General features: G+C 64.0%; 11 protein-coding genes. 1 reads left to right on the top strand and 10 read right to left on the bottom strand.

What is annotated here, in order from left to right; genetic code table 11:
- Nucleotides 1-65: 65 nt before the first annotated feature.
- From JVX98_RS03160 to JVX98_RS03145, 4 genes are all read right to left on the bottom strand, one after another.
- Nucleotides 66-1,742, bottom strand: coding sequence for a bifunctional diguanylate cyclase/phosphodiesterase (locus JVX98_RS03160; protein ID WP_205236834.1), 1,677 nt, complete (start codon nucleotides 1,740-1,742; stop codon nucleotides 66-68).
- A 530-nt stretch (nucleotides 1,743-2,272) separates the two neighbouring features.
- Nucleotides 2,273-4,069: an adenine deaminase gene (gene ade, locus JVX98_RS03155; protein ID WP_205236833.1), complete on the bottom strand. Its 1,797-nt coding sequence runs from the start codon at nucleotides 4,067-4,069 to the stop codon at nucleotides 2,273-2,275.
- Between the two features lie 67 nt (nucleotides 4,070-4,136).
- Entirely contained in the window at nucleotides 4,137-5,537 is a 1,401-nt protein-coding gene (locus JVX98_RS03150; protein WP_205236832.1) for an NCS2 family permease, read from the bottom strand.
- A 60-nt stretch (nucleotides 5,538-5,597) separates the two neighbouring features.
- Complete coding sequence (locus JVX98_RS03145; RefSeq protein WP_205236831.1) at nucleotides 5,598-7,397, bottom strand: adenine deaminase; 1,800 nt, start codon at nucleotides 7,395-7,397, stop codon at nucleotides 5,598-5,600.
- A 111-nt stretch (nucleotides 7,398-7,508) separates the two neighbouring features.
- Between JVX98_RS03145 and JVX98_RS03140 the strand changes: the two genes are divergently transcribed.
- Entirely contained in the window at nucleotides 7,509-8,450 is a 942-nt protein-coding gene (locus tag JVX98_RS03140; protein ID WP_205236830.1) for a LysR family transcriptional regulator, read from the top strand.
- A 29-nt stretch (nucleotides 8,451-8,479) separates the two neighbouring features.
- Here JVX98_RS03140 and JVX98_RS03135 read toward each other — a convergent pair whose 3' ends face one another.
- From JVX98_RS03135 to JVX98_RS03110, 6 genes are all read right to left on the bottom strand, one after another.
- The gene (locus tag JVX98_RS03135) at nucleotides 8,480-9,442 is read right to left on the bottom strand and encodes a pyridoxal-phosphate dependent enzyme (RefSeq protein WP_205236829.1); all 963 of its coding nucleotides are present in this window, start codon (nucleotides 9,440-9,442) and stop codon (nucleotides 8,480-8,482) included.
- The gene (locus tag JVX98_RS03130) at nucleotides 9,439-10,416 is read right to left on the bottom strand and encodes an ornithine cyclodeaminase family protein (RefSeq protein WP_205236828.1); all 978 of its coding nucleotides are present in this window, start codon (nucleotides 10,414-10,416) and stop codon (nucleotides 9,439-9,441) included. The genes JVX98_RS03135 and JVX98_RS03130 overlap by 4 nt, the downstream gene beginning before the upstream one ends.
- Nucleotides 10,413-11,024, bottom strand: a complete 612-nt coding sequence (locus tag JVX98_RS03125) for a transcriptional regulator (RefSeq protein WP_192449451.1) — start codon at nucleotides 11,022-11,024, stop codon at nucleotides 10,413-10,415. The genes JVX98_RS03130 and JVX98_RS03125 overlap by 4 nt, the downstream gene beginning before the upstream one ends.
- A 157-nt stretch (nucleotides 11,025-11,181) precedes the next feature.
- A complete protein-coding gene (locus JVX98_RS03120) occupies nucleotides 11,182-12,687 on the bottom strand; it encodes a tripartite tricarboxylate transporter permease (protein WP_205236827.1) in 1,506 nt (501 codons plus the stop codon).
- A 24-nt stretch (nucleotides 12,688-12,711) separates the two neighbouring features.
- Nucleotides 12,712-13,170: a tripartite tricarboxylate transporter TctB family protein gene (locus tag JVX98_RS03115; protein ID WP_205236826.1), complete on the bottom strand. Its 459-nt coding sequence runs from the start codon at nucleotides 13,168-13,170 to the stop codon at nucleotides 12,712-12,714.
- Between the two features lie 132 nt (nucleotides 13,171-13,302).
- Nucleotides 13,303-14,274: a tripartite tricarboxylate transporter substrate binding protein gene (locus JVX98_RS03110; RefSeq protein WP_205236825.1), complete on the bottom strand. Its 972-nt coding sequence runs from the start codon at nucleotides 14,272-14,274 to the stop codon at nucleotides 13,303-13,305.
- Nucleotides 14,275-14,284 lie beyond the last annotated feature (10 nt).

Genomic DNA, 14,284 nt, shown 5'->3' with positions numbered 1-14,284 from the left:
TCTTGCAGAAAGACAACCCGGGTTTTGCCTCGCGTCGCATCGGGCGCAACGCACGGATGCGGAGGCTACAGCGTTGCCATTGCAGATGAGCGGCGAAGATAGGCGCCGATCGCGTCCGCCGGCATGGGCATGCCCAGGAAATAACCTTGCAGACGGTCGCAACCCTCTTTTCGAAGCCAGACGGCCTGCCCGATCGTCTCGACACCTTCGGCGGTCACGCGCATGCCAAGACCGTGAGCAAGACCGATGATCGACCGGACGATCGTCTGGCTCTTATCGTCACTTTCCAGATCCTTGATGAAGTAGCGATCGATCTTGATCGTATCGAAGGGGAAATTCTTGAGGTAGCTGAGCGACGAATAGAAGGTGCCGAAATCGTCGAGCGAGATCTGGATGCCGAGCACGTTGAGCGTGTTCAGCGTGTCGAGATTGTTGGTCGTGCGTTCAAGCAGCACCGATTCGGTGACCTCCAGCTCCAGCCGGTCGGCTCTCAGGCCCGACATGTCGAGCGCTTGGGCGATCCGGTCTGTCAGGCCTTCCCGCAGGAACTCCGCCGGCGACAGGTTGACTGCGACGGTGAAGTGCGACGGCCAGGTGGCAGCCTGCCGGCAGGCCTCCTCCAGAACCCATTGGCCGATTTCGTTCATCAGGCCATCGGCTTCCGCCATCGGGATGAAGACGTTGGGCGGGATCGTTCCGACAAGCGGATGGTGCCAGCGCACCAGCGCCTCGAAGCCGACGATCGAGAACGGCGGTTCGACAAGTGGCTGGTACTCGATCGAAAACTGCTTGTCCTGCAGCGCGGTACGCAGACTGCGGCGCAGCATCTCGCGCTGTTCCAGCACGATCAGCATGGAGCGGCTGAAGGTCTTTGCCCGGCCTCGTCCGTCCTTCTTGGCGGCATAGAGTGCGATGTCCGCCGCCTTCATCAGTTGCTCGATGTCGTTTCCGTCATTCGGCGCAATGGCAATGCCGATGCTGGCGCCAACGAAGACGGAGATGCCGTCGATGGTGAAAGGTTCGCTGAACGCCTCGATCAGTGCCTCGGCGAGATATTCGGCGTCCGCCGGCTGATCGCTTTGCCGCTGGATGACGGCGAATTCGTCGCCGGCCAGACGATAGGAGACTTCGCGGTCGCGAAGGGCGCCGCGAATGCGCTCGGCCGCCATCTTGAGGACGGCGTCGCCGGCGCCGTGACCCAGCGTGTCGTTGACCGGCTTGAAATCGTCGAGGTCGATCTGCATCAGCGCCAGCTTCTCGCCGGGTGTCGGCAGGATGCTTTGCAGGTCGTCGCTGAACTGCCGCCGGTTGGGCAGGCCCGTCAGCACATCGTGGGTCGCCTGGTGCAGCAGCAGCGCGCGCTCGCTTTCGCCATGGCTGCCGACCTCGCGGCGTGTGGCGCGGCCGCTCGTTTCGAGCACGCCGATGCCGCGCATGGCGCGGAAGACGAGCAGCGTGCGTCGCGACTTGGTAACGGCGTCGACCACTTCGACGCTGCGCGGCACGCCGTAGGCGATGACGGATTCGACCGCCGCCTTGGAAACGGGCGCAAGCAATTCGGGATAGAGGTGCCACAGGGTGGCATCGACAAGCGTGCCGACTTCGTAGGTTTCCTGCAGCGCCGGCGAGGCGCTGGTCAGATGAAAGGCTTCGTCATAGAACGAGAGGACTTCGTCCATATGAGCCGCAACGGGATCCTGCACTGAAGCTGAAGCAGACAAGGTTGCATCAGTGTCCGGCATGCTTGCCTTTCCCTCTCTGTTTCGAACGCGCCGGAAGAATATAAAAGCCCGCTCCGGCGGAGCTCCGGTTCGGCTCGTCCTTCTGCAAAGCTACCGCGTCGCCCGCCCGGGTCAATGCCAATAGGCTGCCTGCGATCTTACCTGTGGAAACCTCGTTTCGGAGCATGGCGGGCGCTGCTCGATATCCTTTGCCCCACACGGTTGTATATAAGCTTCCTCTTGTATCATTTGCCATCATTGCATGCAATTTGGGGCGGAACGGCTGTGGGCGCTTCGGCCCCGCCTGCGCGCATGTCCCATTGTGGGACGCCGTATCAACAGGGGTTTCAGGTGTCTACTGCGGCCGGTCGCGGTCAAGCAAACGGCACATACGCCTGGGCAACGGACCTAGTTGGCTCCGTTTAAGTATCGGTTAACCATAAAGGAAGTTTTCAGGGGATTATGTGGCTTCACCCATCCCGCGATCACCCGGAATTAAGAACCACGAGCCCGTTGGCCACCGGGTTGCCGGTGGCCAATCGCTGTCACGCTCAGTGCGTGCTCAGAATCACGTCGGTCTTCTGGAAGGTCCGGACGTCGATCAAGCCCTTGTCGGAAATCCTGAGTTCCGGGATGACGACGAGCGCCAGCAGCGAGTGCTGCATATAGGCGTTGTTGAGCCGGCAGCCGCAGGCGCGCATCGCCTCGACGATGGCGGCCGCTTTCTCGGCGACGATCTCCGCCCGCTGATCCGACATCAGGCCGGCGACCGGCAGCTCGACCAGGGCCAGTTCGCGGCCTTCCTTGATGACGACGATGCCGCCGCCGACCTCGTGCAGGCGGTTGGCGGCCATAGCCATGTCCGCCTTGTTCGTGCCGACGACGATCATGTGGTGGCTGTCATGCGCGACGGTGCTCGCCATGGCGCAATCGCTGTCATAGCCGAAGCCGGAGACGAAGGCGTTGACCACGTCGCCGGTGCCGCGGTGGCGCTCGACGAGTGCGATCTGGCAGACGTCGTTGGCCCGGTCCATCTGCACGAGGCCGTTTTCGATCGCGACTTCGGCCTGAAGCGCCCGCGTCGGCGCCTGGTTCTCGACGACGCCGATCACGTTGACCCGCGCGCGTGTCGCCCGTGCGTTGGATGGGATGTCGAAATCCGCGGCCGCCAACAACCGGCCGAGGTGGACCGTGTTGCGGGCGCTTTCCGGGTAGGCATAGGCCGGGATATCGCGCGCCAGCGCGCCGTTTTCGGCCATCAGCTCGCCGCGGGCAAAGACCATTTCGATCGGCAGGGCGGCGAGATCCGAGGTGACGATCAAGTCTGCCCGGCGACCCGGTGCGATCGAGCCGATTTCGCGCTCGAGGCCGAAATGCTGCGCGGTGTTCAGCGTCGCCATCTGGATCGCTGTGACGGGCTTCAGGCCTTGCGCGATGGCATGGCGGACCACGCGGTTCATGTGGCCGTCGTGAACCAGCGTGCCGGAATGGCTGTCGTCGGTGCAGAGCAGGAAATTGCGCGGGTCGAGGCCGGATTCGGTGACGGCTTTGATCTGTGCCGCTACATCGTACCAGGCCGAGCCGAGGCGCAGCATGGCGCGCATCCCCTGGCGAACACGGGCGATTGCGTCGTCGACCGTCGTGCCTTCATGGTCGTCGGCCGGGCCGCCGGCGGCATAGGCGTGGAACTCGCGGCCGAGATGCGGCGAGGCATAGTGTCCGCCGACGGTGAGCCGCGCATCCTGGGTGGCGGCGATTTCGGCCATCATCTTCGGGTCGTTTCCGGCGACGCCGGGGAAATTCATCATTTCGCCAAGGCCGATGACGTTCGGCCAGGCAAGCGCCTCGGCAACATCCTCAGCCGAAAGCTCGGCGCCGGCGGTCTCGAGACCCGGCGCACTCGGCACGCAGCTCGGCACCTGGACGAGCACGTTGATCGGCAGGCTCTGCGCTTCCTCATTCATCAGCCGGACGCCGTCGAGGCCAAGCACGTTGGCGATCTCGTGCGGGTCGATGAACATCGTGGTGGTGCCGTGGGGAATGACCGCGCGGGCAAATTCTGTGACGGTGACGAGACCGCTTTCCACATGCATGTGCGCGTCGCAGAGGCCGGGAACGAGATAGCGGCCGGCGGCGTCGACGACCTTGGTGCCGTCGCCGATCGTGTGGCTGGCGTCCGGGCCGACATAGGCGAAGCGGCCGGCTTTGACGGCGATGTCGGTGCCGGGGATGATTTCGCCGGAGTAGACGTTGACCCATTTGCCGTTGCGGATCACGAGATCGGCGGGCTTGCGGCCCATGGCGACGTCGACCAGTTCGGGTGCGGTCTTCGACCAGGATTGAAGCATGACAGTTTCCTTCGGATGGGCGATGTCGGCGCCCCACCATCGAGGGCGCCGAAGGATTTTCTGGCGGTTACTGGGTCTGGGCGACGAGTGCTGCGGCAAGCAGCGCCACGAACCACATGACCGGTCTTACATCGCCGGCCCGGCCGCAGACCAGCTTGATCAGCACATAGGCGATGATCGCAAGCGACAGGCCGAGCGTGATCGAGAAGGTGAGCGGGATCAAGACGATCGCAAGGAAGGCAGGGATCGCCTCGTCGAGCGTGCTCCAGCGGATGTTGCTGATCGGCTCGGACATGAAAAGGCCGGTGAGGATCAGCACCGGTGCGGTCGCGACCGCCGGCACCAGAGAAAGCAACGGCGACAGGAACAGGAAGGGCACGAAGAGAAGACCCGCCACCAGCGCGACGAGACCGGTGCGTCCGCCCTGCTGGATGCCGGCGCCGGATTCGAGATAGACGGTCGCCGGGCTGGTGCCGAGCGGTGCGGAAATCAGCGCCGCGATCGCGTCGACATGCATCGATTCCCGGATGTTGCGCGGCATGCCGTTTTCATCCTTGAGGTCGGCCGCTTCGGCAAGGCCGAGGAAAGTCGAGAGCGCCTCGATGAAGTTGGTGAACAGAAAGACGAAGATGAAGGGCAGGTAGATTAGGTTCAGCGCGCCCAGGAGATCGATCTGGCCGACGAAGCTGAAATCGGGCGCAGCGGAGAAGCCGCTCCAGTTGACGAGCGTGTGGACGTCGGGCGTCTCCGGCCAAAACGCCGCTCCATCGCCCCACCAACGGCCGATCGGGATCGACAGGATGGTGGTGAGGATCATGCCGGCCATCATGGCGCCGGGCACCCGCCGCACCACCAGCGCCACTGTCAGCACGAAGCCGGCGATGAAGGTGAGGGTGACCGGGTTGAATTGCGTCAGGCCGACGATCGTGTCGGGGTTGGCGACGATGAACTTGGCGTTTTCCAGGCCGATCAGCGCGATGAACAGGCCGATGCCGCAGGCGATGCCATAGCGCAGATCGACCGGGATTGCCTCGATGATGGTCTGGCGCAGGTTGAAGAAGGCCATGACGGTGAAGAGCACGCCGGCCCAGAAGACACAGCCGAGCGCGACCTCGAGCGGCACCTTGGCGCCGACCACCATGGTGTAGGCAAAGAGCGCGTTGATGCCCATGCCGGGCGCCACCAGGATGGGGCTGCGCGCATAAAGCCCCATGGCGCAGCTGCCGATGAAGCTGACGAGCACCGTCGCCGTCACGCCGGCCGAAAACGGAATGCCCGCATGCGAGAGGATCGAGGGATTGACGACGATGACGTAGGAGGCGGCGAGAAAGGTGGTGAGGCCTGCGAGAATCTCGGTGCGGACGGTCGAGCCGAGCCGCGAAATCTGGAAGTAGCGGTCGAGCAGCGCCGCGAGCCAGGATGTCTCCGGGCTCGGTGCCGCCTCCACGGACTTGTTCTGATAGTTCATCTTGTTCCCCTTTTTTTGAACGAAGAAGGGGGCCGGCGTGACCGGCCCCCTTCCAAGGCATCATTCCGCAGCGACGGCGCGCTCGTCCCCGCCGGCGGGCGAAAACGGCGAGATCACCTTCAGCCCGACGCAGTCGACGACACCGAGATCGGTGATCGCATATTCCGGGATCGCCGTGATCTGCAACACGAACATGTACATGAAGGGCCAGGGCAGCGAGCAGCCGAGCGCGCGGGCCGCGTCGTCGAGCTCATCTTCCAGCGCCGCCATCTCGGCCGGCTCGATGTCGGAGACGATGCCGCCAATCGGCAGGTGCAGGAAGGCCTCGACGTTGCCGTTCCGGACCACCACCTGGCCGCCATTGTTGGCGATCAGGTGATTGATGGCGATGCGCATGTCCTCAAGATCGGCGCCGATGCAGATGATGTTGTTGTCGTCCGGGGCGGTGGAACTGGCGATCGCCCCTTGCTTGAGGCCGAAGCCGGAGGTGAAGGCGACCGGGCGGTTGCTTGTCTTGCCGTAGCGCTCGACGACGGTGACATATTGGACGTCCGCCGCGGGATCGGCGAAAACCTCGCCATCCTTGACCTTCAGCGTCACGTCGCGGCGGGTGCGCACGAAGATCTTTTCCGGGGTGACGGCGATCGCCATCGCGTCCGCCGTCTCGCCGGCGCCATGATAAGCAACCTTGAGATCGCCGGGCTGCAGCGGTTTTACCTTGACCGAATTGAGCAGGGCGACGCTCCGCTCAGGCGGCGTCAGCTCGATCGCCATCTTGCCATCGCGGGCGACCACCTCGCCCTTGGCGACGACGGTTTCGATGTTGAAATTGCGCAGGTCGTTAACGAGCAGGATGTCGGCGGCGCGGCCGGGCGAGATCGAGCCGACCTTGTCGTCGATGCGGAGCGCATCGGCGCCGTTGATGGTTGCCATCTGGATCGCCGCCATCGGCGAAATGCCCATGGCGATCGCCATGCGGACCATGTTGTCGAGATGGCCGCGCTTGAGGATGTCGCTCGCCACCACGTCGTCGGTGCAGAAGCTGATGCGGCGCAACGCCTTGACGCCCATTTCCGTGACGATGCGCAGGTTGTCGGCAAGGAAGTGCGAGATCGAGGATTCGCGCACGACCACATGCATGCCGGCCCGCAGCTTTTCGAGCATTTCTTCGGGCGTGTAGCTTTCATGATCGGCGCGCACGCCCGATTGCTGGTAGCCGTTGAGCCGCGCGCCGCGGGTCATCGGGCAGCAGCCGAGTACGGGAAGCCGGCTCTTTTCGGCAAGTTCGAGCGCCGCCAGGACGTCTGCGTCCTCTTCCTGGATGAATTCGCGCACGGTCTCCCAGATGCCGACGCATTCCGGCCAGTGGTGCGTCGCCTGGTGATCGGCCGGGCTGAAATAGTGGCCGACGGTCGAACGCGGCATGGTGTAGGGCGTCTTGCATGGCGCGCCCCAGAAGACCTTGAGCGGCGTTTGCTTGGCTTCATCGAGGAACTCGCGCGCAGCGGCGGGGCCGCCGACGACGATGATCTGGTCGAGACCGGTGACGATCGAGGTGGTGCCGAGCGGCACGACAGCCTTGGCAAAGCTCGTCAGCGACATCTTCGAGCATTCGACATGCAGATGTCCGTCGATCATGCCCGGTGCCAGGTACTTGCCGGTGGCGTTGACGATCTTCGTCTCGGGCCCGATATAGTCGGAGATGTCGCCGACCGCGATAATGCGTTCGCCATAGATGGCGACGTCGGCCTGATAAATCTCTTCCGAAACGACGTTAACCAGGCGACCGCCGCGGATTGCCAGGGTTGCCTTGCCGCCGGTGCCGGATGCGGCGCGAATGAATTCTCTGATATCGCTCACTGGAACCTCTTCTCCCTTAGCTCCAGTGAATATTCCCAATTCCCAGTCGTTTACACAATGGGCCGAAATAGGCTAATCTCTGGACATATCGTACAAGATTTTGGACGAAAAATGGATCTCTCGCTTATCGACTGCTTCGTGAAAGTTGCGGATTCGCGTTCGATTTCAGCGGCTTCCAGGCGCCATCGCCTGCCGAAATCGACGCTCAGCCATAAGATCCGACAATTGGAGGATGAGTTCGGCATCGAGCTCTTCGTGCGCGAGGGCCATCAGTTGCATGTGACCGATGCCGGCGCGGAGTTCCTGCGCTACGCCCGCCTGATCCAGTCGAATTGCGACGATGCGGCAACGGCGATGGCGGAGATGCGCCAGGATGTGGCGGGCACTCTGCGCGTGGGCTCGACCGGCGAATTCGGCACGACCATCACCTCGGAACTGCTCTACGCCTTCCGCCAGCAATATCCGCAGGTCAATCTCGACGTCGTGTTCCTGTCCTCACGCCAGCCATTCTCCGACGTCACCGAACAGGCGCTCGACGGCATCTTCCACTGGGGCGAGCCTTCCGACGTGGACTACATCAGCCGGCGGCTTTCGGTCTCATCCTACGGCCTCTTCGCCAGCCCGCAATACATTGCCCGCCATGGCCAGCCGGATGATCCGGATGCGCTCACCGGCCATCGCGGCCTCGTCTTCCGCCAGCCGACGCGGTTGCAGTCCTGGTATCTGACGCAGCCCGGCGAGGACGAGGTGGATCTGCTTCCGACCGCCACCTGCACCACCAACGACTATTGGACGATCAAGTATTTCGCCGTCGCCGGCGAAGGCATCGCCTATCTGCCCGACTTTTTCGTCGAGACCGAGCGGCAGGCGGGGCTGCTCGAGCCGGTGCTATCGGACTGGCGCTCGCCGCAGACGGCGATCAACCTCATCTATTCGCGCCGCCGGCACGTCTCGAAGCGGTTCAAGGCCTTCGTCGATTTCTGCATCGACTTCTACCGCGACCGGGACCGGGTGAAGATCCCGCGCTACTACGTGGAGCGCGTCAGTCTCTAGAGGCGGGGCAGGGCCATGCAGCGGCGCCTCTAGCCCAGCAATGAAGGCAGCACGCTGGCGCTGTCGATATTGCTGCCGCAGAGCAGGACGACATTGGTCTGGCCGGCGCATTTTGCTGCGATCTGCCGGAAGCCGGCGAGCGCGAGAGCTGCCGCTCCTTCGACCAGCATATGCTCATCGAGAAGCACGTCTCGCATCGCCGCGGCAATCTCGGCTTCGGAGCAGGTCACGACCTCATCGACGACGGCCATCGCCAGCCCGAGTGTAATGCTGTCTTCGTCAAGACCGCCGGCGACGGCATCGGCGAGCGTGTCGAGGTGTTCGGTTTCGACCACGCGGCCGGCCTTCATCGAAGCCGCGAGCGCCGCCGAATTTGCGGCGGAAACGCCGATGACGCGGGTCAACGGGCTGAAGCTCTTCAGCACCGAGCCGATGCCGCTGATCAGTCCGCCACCGCCCATGGCGATGAAGACATTGTCGATGCGCTCGGCCTGCTCCAGCAGTTCAAGCGCGATCGTGCCCTGGCCGGCGATGATTTCCGGGTCGTTGTAGGGCGAGACGTAGCCGAGCTTTTCGGTCGCGGCCAGTTGCTGTGCATGCTGTTCGGCAAGCCCGGTTTCGGAGCCGTGGAGGACGACGTCGACGCCGTAGGCGCGGATGCGCTCCAGCTTCGCCGGCTTGACGATTTCGGGCAGCACGACCGTCAGTTTCTGGCCGATCGCGCTTGCTGCATGGGCAGCGCCAATGCCGTGGTTGCCGGAAGAGGCCGTGATCACCTGATGGTCCCTGGGCAGCGAGGTCATCTTGCTCGCAGCACCGCGGATCTTGAAGGAGCCGGTCAACTGCAGGTTTTCCGCCTTGAACAGCACCGTCGAGCATGTTTGCTGCCCGATCGTGCGCGAGGGGATCAGCGGCGTCTCATAGATGAAGGGGCGGATGCGCTGGCGCGCACGGACAGAGCGCGCCGCCGTTTCGAGGACGTCTTTGGTCATTGGGTTGTTCCTTGCAGGCGGCCGAGCAGGCCGAGTTCATCGAGCACGGTGCGGGCGATGGCGATGTCCTGTGTCGCGATCCCCGTGAGGTCGGCGATGGTGATGTCACGGTCCGAGCGCCGGCCTTTGGCCGCACCGGAAAGGATCGCGCCGAGCGCGACACAGCGGTCCGTACCGATCAGCCCGGCGCGGGCCGCTGCAGAAAATTCGCCATGGTCAAAGCATTGCTCGGCGAGATCGGCGACCAGCCGGTCGGCGCGCGCAACGAGGGCAATGTCGAGCTCCTGCTTGCCGGGTGCGTCCGCACCCATGGCGGTGACATGGGTGCCAGGCGCGATCCAGTCCGATCGGATCAGCGGCTCCTTCGATGGCGTCGTGGTGACGATCGCATCGGACTGGCGACAGAGGGTTTCGAGATCGGTCGTTGCAGCGATGGAAAGTTCGAGGTCCTCAAGGTCGGCAAGCACGGCGTTGGCCCGTTCCATGGATCGCCCCCAGACCGTGAACCGCAGCGGTCGATCCGAGAGTGCGGCAAGCGCCCGGATCTGGATGCGCGCCTGCGTTCCGGTGCCGACGATTCCGATCCTCCGCGCGTCCTTGCGCCAGAGCGCCATCGTCGCGATCGCACCGCCGATGCCGGTGCGAAGATCGGTGAGCAGCCCCTTGTCGTCGAGCACGGCCACCACGTCGCCGGTCTGCGAGGATACCGCGACCATCATGCCGTTGCTCGAGGGCAATCCCTTGGCCGGATTGTCGTAGAAGCCGGAGGCGATCTTCACGACGAAGATCGGATCGCCGTCGATGTAGCCATATTTGATATGGCAATCCGCATTGCGCCCCGGAAGCGGCAGATAGCCGACCGGCGGCACGTTGGCGCGGCCATCCGTGACGGCGATGTAGGCGTCGCGGATGGCCGGTGCGGCAAGCGTCAGCAGCGGCAGGGATGCGAGTTTCTCGCGGCCGACGACGATCATGGCGCGCTCCCCTGGCTCAGATATTTGTAGACGGTTGCGCGGCCCATGCCGAGGATGCGCGAGATGTAGGACGCGGCATTCTTGCCGCCGAAGGCGCCGTTTGAAGAAAGCGCGATCACCAGCGCCTGCTTATCGGTCCGGCTCAATGTTGAGATCGTCAGGCCCCGGACAGCCGTCCACTGCTGGACATATTCGTTGACGCGCTCGTGCCAGTCCTCCTTGAACAGGCTCTCTGGTTTGTCGGCGTCGACGGGAACGCGGACGAGCGCGTTGAGCGTGCGGAGTGCTGCATGGAAGTCCGAGACATCGGCATTGATGCAAAGCACGCCGATCGCCTTGCCGGCCGCATCGCGCAAGACCGCGCTGATCGCCTTGATCGAGCGCCCGTCCCAGTTGACCTTTTCGTAGGGGCCGATGATCCCATCGCCTTCCCTGAAGCCGATTTCGCTCAGCAGCGAGGGTTCGCCGATCTCGCGCTTGGAGAAGTTGCCGGCGATATGGACGACGGTTTCGGTTGCGAGGTCATGCAGCACGACCTCGGCATAGGGTTGGAACAGCAAGGCGACCGCGTCGCAGACCAGGCTATAGGGGCGGAGTTCTGGGGTCACGGCGTTCCTCTTCCTCGATGGCGCCCCTTAGAACATGCGTAGACAAAAGTGTCTATACTGGATTTATAGTCTTAAGTTGCTGCCGCCCAAAACGACAACAGCGGCGCGCGATGAGTTCGCGCACCGCTGTCCAAGCAGCCGACAGGGAGGCGATCAGCTAGCTCGTCGCGGTCTTCATGCGCTTCGCCTTCCTCCAGCCGACAAGAAGCGGCATCACGGCCATGGCGCCCGCCAGAATCCAGAGGATGATAGAGATTTTGCTCTGGAACAGGATCGAGATGTCGCCGCCGCTGATCGCCAGCGCATTGCGCAGGTTCACCTCCATCACATGCCCGAGCACAAAGCCGAGGATGATCGGCGCCATGTCGAAGCCGGCCTTTCGAAGCATCCAGCCGATAACGCCGATGCCGAGCATCAGAAGGATCGAGAACACCGACGCGTGGGTCGAATAGACGCCAACGATCGACAGCACCAGGATGCCCGGAACCAGCAGCCAGTTCGGCACTGTCAGCACGCGGGCAAAGATGTTGACGAGCGGCAGGTTGAGGAGAAGCAGCAGCACGTTGCCGATGAACAGCGACGCGACGAGGCCGCCGACCACTTCCGGCCGCTCGGTGATCAGCATCGGGCCCGGCTGGATGTTGTAGAGCATCAGCGCGCCGAGCATGACGGCGGTCGTGCCGGAGCCGGGCACGCCGAGCGTCAGCATCGGCACGAAGGCGCCGCAGGCGGTGGCGTTGTTGGCCGCCTCCGGTGCCGTCAGGCCGCGCACGTCGCCCTTGCCGAAGGTGCCCTCGGTGTCGGAGATGCGCTTTTCCGTGGTGTAGGAAACCGCGCTCGAAACCGATGCGCCGGTGCCGGGCAGCACGCCGACGATAAAGCCGATGACTGAGCCGCGCAGCGTCGCGCCGATCGATTTGCGGATGTCGTCGAGGCGGGCGGTCATGCGGCCGAGCTCGCGGATGACCGTGACGCCGCTTGCCTGGTGCTCGAGGATCAGCAGCGCCTCGGACACCGAGAACAGGCCGATGACCAGCACGACAAATTCGATGCCGTCACCGAGTTCTGGCTCGTTGAAGGTGAAGCGGTAGGCGCCGGAGGTGGCGTCGAGGCCGACCGTTGCGAGCATCAGGCCGAGCGTGCAGCCGATCAGCGTCTTTACCGGCTGGCTGCCGACCATGGAGCCGAGCGTGGCGAAGGCAAAGACCATCAGCACGAAATATTCGGCCGGGCCGAAGCCGATCGCGAGGCCCGCAAGCAGCGGCGCGAACAGCGCAAGCCCGACGGCGCCGAAGACCCCGCCGACGAAGGAGGAGAGGCCCGAGAGCATCAGCGCCTCGCCGGCGCGGCCCTGGCGAGCCATCGGGTTGCCGTCGAGCGCCGTCATCACGGCGCCGGCATCGCCCGGCACGTTCAGAAGGATCGAGGAGATGCGGCCGCCATACTCGGCGCCGCAATAGACGGCGGCGAGCAGGATCATCGTGCTTTCGGCCGGCAGGCCCATCGTATAGGCGATGGGCAGCAGCAGCGCGATGCCGTTGATCGGACCGATCGCCGGCAGCGCGCCGACCAGGGTGCCGATAAAGCAGCCGACAAGGCCGATGAGCAAGTTCTGCATCGTCAGCGCGACGGTAAAGCCGTTCCAGAGATAATCGAGGTTCATTGATATCACTCCATAACCGGCGGGTCAGCCAAACAGCCGACCGGCGGGCAGATAGACGTCGAGCAGGTAGGAAAAGACAAACCACCAGAGGGCGGCCTGCCCGACGGCGCCGACGACGGCGAGACGCAAGGGCGCGCCGAAGATCCAGCCGACGCCGAGGGTGAGAAGGAAGATTGAGACGGCAAAGCCGGCGGGCTCCAGGAGCAATGCCGATGTGAACAGCAGCAGCGGCACCGCGGCGATCTTCACGAGCAACTGCCCCTTCGGGAAGGCTTCCGTCGAACCAGGGCTTTTCAGATAGAGAAGGCAAAGCGCCGCGAGGATGATGGCGAGCAGTACCGGCACAACGCGCGGACCGAGCGGGTCCGAAGCGAAGGCATATTCGATCTGGCTGCCGCCGATGCCATAGGCAATCGCCAGCGCAAGCATCAAGAGCCCGCCGATCCTGCCAACGAGGGAGGATGAGGATGGAGTGTCTGACATGTTGGGTTTCCCGATGATCACGTCTTCACGGAAAACGGGCATTCCTTCACGGCCAGGCGGATCGCCCGTGCCCGTGTGCCCGCAGGATGATGGCGATCGGAGCGGGAGGTCGTCCCGCTCCGATCCTCGGCATTACATGCCGGCTTCCTTGGCGATGATCTTGAAGCGTGCCACGTCCGCCTTGACCTGCTGGTCGAAGGCATCGCCGACCTGGTTGTATTCGTAGAGGCCGCGCGCCTCGCGCTCCTTCACGAATTCCGGCGTTGCGACGAGCTTGGTGAAGGCGTCGGCCCACCATTTATAGTCCGCGTCGGAGACGTCCTTGCCAACATAGTAGCCACGCCAGACCGGCCATTCGATGTCGACGCCCTGTTCCTTGGCGGTCGGCACTTCGGCGAGTTCGCCCGGAAGGCGCTCAGGCGCCATGACGGCGAGCACGCGGACCTTGCCGGCGGCATGGTGCTTGGACATTTCTGCCGCATCGCCGGCGCCGACCTTGACGTGGCCGCCTTCGAGCGCCGTCAGCACCGCACCGCCGCCTTCGAGCGCCACATAGCGCATCTGCTTCGGCTCCTGGCCGGCAGCCTTTGCCAAGAGCGAACCCTTCATCCAGTCCTGCGAGCCGACGGCGCCGCCGCCGGCGACTGAGAAGTCGGTCGGGCTTGCCTTGTAGGCGGCGATCAATTCGCCAAGCGTCTTGTAGGGCGAGTCGGCGGCAACGACGAGCACGCCGTAGTCGGCGCCGAGCGCGCCGAGCCAGCGCACGGCCGTTTCGTCATATTGGCCGAACTTGCCCTGGGCGATCAGAAGCGCCGAGCCGGACGAGGCCGCGGTGATCAGGTTGCCGTCGGTGCCGCGCTTGCCGATGACGTGGTTGTAGGCAACCGCACCAACCCCACCTTCCATGTAGGTGACAGCCATCGGCTTGCCGATGATCTTGGCTTCGAGCAGCGCATTGGCGGCGAGCCGGCAGGTGAGGTCGAAGCCGCCGCCCGGCTTGGCGCCGGCCAGGCACTCAGGCTTGCTGGGCTCGGCGCCGGCCGGCGATGCAACGGCGGCAAACAGTCCGGCCGCCAGAAGGGTCTTTACGAAGGTTCGGGTCATGGTCTCTCTC

This window comes from Ensifer sp. PDNC004 (genome assembly GCF_016919405.1).
GTDB lineage: Bacteria > Pseudomonadota > Alphaproteobacteria > Rhizobiales > Rhizobiaceae > Ensifer.
This window is presented reverse-complemented; position numbering and strand designations above follow the sequence as displayed.

Bases quoted from the DNA above. Each gene is read 5' to 3' on its own strand.
- JVX98_RS03160 (WP_205236834.1), bottom strand. From the start codon at position 1,742: ATGCCGGACACTGATGCAACCTTGTCTGCTTCAGCTTCAGTGCAGGAT.
- ade (WP_205236833.1), bottom strand. From the start codon at position 4,069: ATGCTTCAATCCTGGTCGAAGACCGCACCCGAACTGGTCGACGTCGCC.
- JVX98_RS03150 (WP_205236832.1), bottom strand. From the start codon at position 5,537: ATGAACTATCAGAACAAGTCCGTGGAGGCGGCACCGAGCCCGGAGACA.
- JVX98_RS03140 (WP_205236830.1), top strand. From the start codon at position 7,509: ATGGATCTCTCGCTTATCGACTGCTTCGTGAAAGTTGCGGATTCGCGT.
- JVX98_RS03135 (WP_205236829.1), bottom strand. From the start codon at position 9,442: ATGACCAAAGACGTCCTCGAAACGGCGGCGCGCTCTGTCCGTGCGCGC.
- JVX98_RS03130 (WP_205236828.1), bottom strand. From the start codon at position 10,416: ATGATCGTCGTCGGCCGCGAGAAACTCGCATCCCTGCCGCTGCTGACG.
- JVX98_RS03120 (WP_205236827.1), bottom strand. From the start codon at position 12,687: ATGAACCTCGATTATCTCTGGAACGGCTTTACCGTCGCGCTGACGATG.
- JVX98_RS03115 (WP_205236826.1), bottom strand. From the start codon at position 13,170: ATGTCAGACACTCCATCCTCATCCTCCCTCGTTGGCAGGATCGGCGGG.
- JVX98_RS03110 (WP_205236825.1), bottom strand. From the start codon at position 14,274: ATGACCCGAACCTTCGTAAAGACCCTTCTGGCGGCCGGACTGTTTGCC.